The following is a 2281-nucleotide window of genomic DNA, read 5'->3' as shown; positions in this document are numbered from 1 at the left end:
CCGCGGCCGCAGCCGCAGCCGCAGATGGATCTGTTCGGGAGTGGCCTGTCAAACGGCGCCATCGGCGCGCCCGCATGGCTGGAGTTGCCGGCGGAAGCCCGGGCGGCCCTCACGAGCCTGATGACGCAGTTGATCCTCGACCATGCTGCGAGGACAGCAACGCTGCCCGCGAAGGAGGTCGATCATGATCTCTGACAAGGTCAGGCCTCATCATCTGGAGCGCAAGGCGATTCTTTACGTGCGTCAATCCTCGGCCCATCAGGTGTTGCACAATCGCGAGAGCAGCGCGCTGCAATACGCCATGCGGGACCGGCTGACGGCTCTCGGGTGGTCAGAGGTTGAAGTGATCGATGATGATCTCGGTCGTTCAGCCGCCGGCGGCATACAACGCGCTGGTTTTGAGCGGATGGTAGCGGAGGTTTGCCTTGGCAAGGTTGGTGCGGTTTGCGCCCGCGAGGTCTCGCGCTTCGCCCGCAACAGCCGGGATTGGCAGCAACTCATCGAGATGTGCCGCGTGGTCGACACCGTTCTGGTCGATCAAGAGACCATCTATGCGCCAAGACACGGCAACGACCGCCTGCTGCTCGGGCTCAAGGGCAGCCTCAACGAGTACGAGCTGGATCTGTTGCGCCAGCGCTCGCTCTCGGCACGCTACGAGAAGGCGCGCCGGGGCGAGTTGGTTGTGACAGCGCCCGTCGGCTTCGTGAAGGCCGGCGATCGTTATGAGAAAGACCCGGATCGGCGTGTCCAGGAGGCGATCAAGCTGGTGTTCGACAAGGTCGAGGAACTGGGAAGCGCGCGTCAGGCGCTCTGCTGGCTCCACGAGTACAATCTCGATCTTCCGGTGAAGCAGACCAACGGCGACACGGCCTGGCGGCGACCAAACTACTCTGCCATCCACCGGATCATTGAGAACCCGGTCTACGGCGGCGCCTATGCCTATGGTAAGACAGCTGTGGCGGCGGGATATGGCACCGCGGGCGTGCGCGTGAAGATCCGCCGCAAGGCGCGGAACGAATGGCTGACGCTGAAGCCCAACACTCACGAAGGGTATGTGAGCTGGGAGAAGTTCGAGGCGATTCGCACCATGGTCAGCAGCAATGTTCCCACCAGTCGGCATCACGGCGCGCCCAAGCATGGTGACGCGTTGCTGGCCGGTCTGATCCGCTGCAAGCGCTGCGGTCGTAAGCTCACACTCCGCTACTCCGGCATGGAAAACCATATCCCGCGCTACAGCTGCAGCCGTGCCTGGATGGATAATGGCGGGGCCCACTGCATCGCCTTCGGCGGACTGCGCGTCGATGACGCCATCGAGGAATCGCTGCTTGGAGTCGTCGGTCCGGGCGCTGTCGCCGCCGCAACCGCTGCCGCCAAGGGAGCCAGGGAGCGGCGCGATCAGGTACGCGATGCTCTCAGTCGCGACCTCGAAGCGGCGCGCTATGCCGCCGACAGGGCTTTCCGGCAATACGATGCCGCTGATCCCGCGAACCGGCTGGTGGCCAGTGAGCTGGAAGCGCGCTGGAACAGGGCGCTCGCTCACGCGGCGGAGGTTGAGGCCAAGATCGCCATGCATGATGTGGCGACGCCCGCACCCCTTGCTGATCCAGCTTCGTTCGGCGTTCTGGCCTCGAACCTCAAAACGGTCTGGGATGCGCGGACGACGGATGCTCGTCTTAAGAAGCGCATTGTGCGCACCCTCATCCATGAGGTCGTGGCCGATATCGACGACGCGGCCTCGGAGATCGTTCTCATCGTTCATTGGGTGGGGGGCGCCCACAGCGAGTTGCGCTTGCCGAAGTGCCGGCGCGGACAGCGCAACAGCACCTCGGCCGATATCGTCCAGGCCGTGCGTCAACTGGTGCTGATCGCCAGCGACGATCTGATTGCCGGCCTCCTCAATCGCAACGGCCTCAAGACCGGCAACGGCAATCGCTGGACCCGCGAGCGCGTCACATCAATGCGCTCGAACTACCACATCCCGGTGTTCAAGCCTGCCGAGGACGGGATCGAGCCATGGCTCAACCTTGGCAACGCCGCAAAGCTCCTGAAGATCGCGCCCAAGACGCTCCGGCTGGCCGCTGAAGCCGGCGAGATCGAATCCATCCATCCTCTTCCGGATGGTCCTTGGATCTTCGCCCGCACCTCGCTGATAACAACTGCTGCTCGATCTATCGCCGAACGAGCGCGACAGAACCCAAAATACCCCGCGGGATCGCATCCCGCTCAACAAAATCTCTTCTCTTCAATCACATAGCCAGATGGGTGTTCTGATGCGCAGTTG

General features: G+C 63.2%; 2 protein-coding genes. Both read left to right on the top strand.

The features are described 5' to 3' along the window. The coding region (locus EHH60_RS37350) for a hypothetical protein (RefSeq protein ID WP_210211726.1) at positions 1-195 on the top strand (195 nt) is incomplete at its 5' end. Further along, positions 185-2254 carry a recombinase family protein gene (locus EHH60_RS36815; RefSeq protein ID WP_124163997.1) on the top strand — a complete coding sequence of 690 codons (2070 nt, stop codon included), beginning with the start codon at positions 185-187 and terminating at the stop codon, positions 2252-2254. The genes EHH60_RS37350 and EHH60_RS36815, both read left to right, overlap by 11 nt. The last annotated feature ends 27 nt before the right edge of the window (positions 2255-2281 follow it).

The sequence above is a fragment of the Bradyrhizobium sp. RP6 genome, from assembly GCF_003837805.1.
Lineage (GTDB): Bacteria > Pseudomonadota > Alphaproteobacteria > Rhizobiales > Xanthobacteraceae > Bradyrhizobium.
The sequence above is the reverse complement of the archived record's forward strand: the minus strand, read 5'-3'. Positions and strand labels throughout refer to the sequence as shown.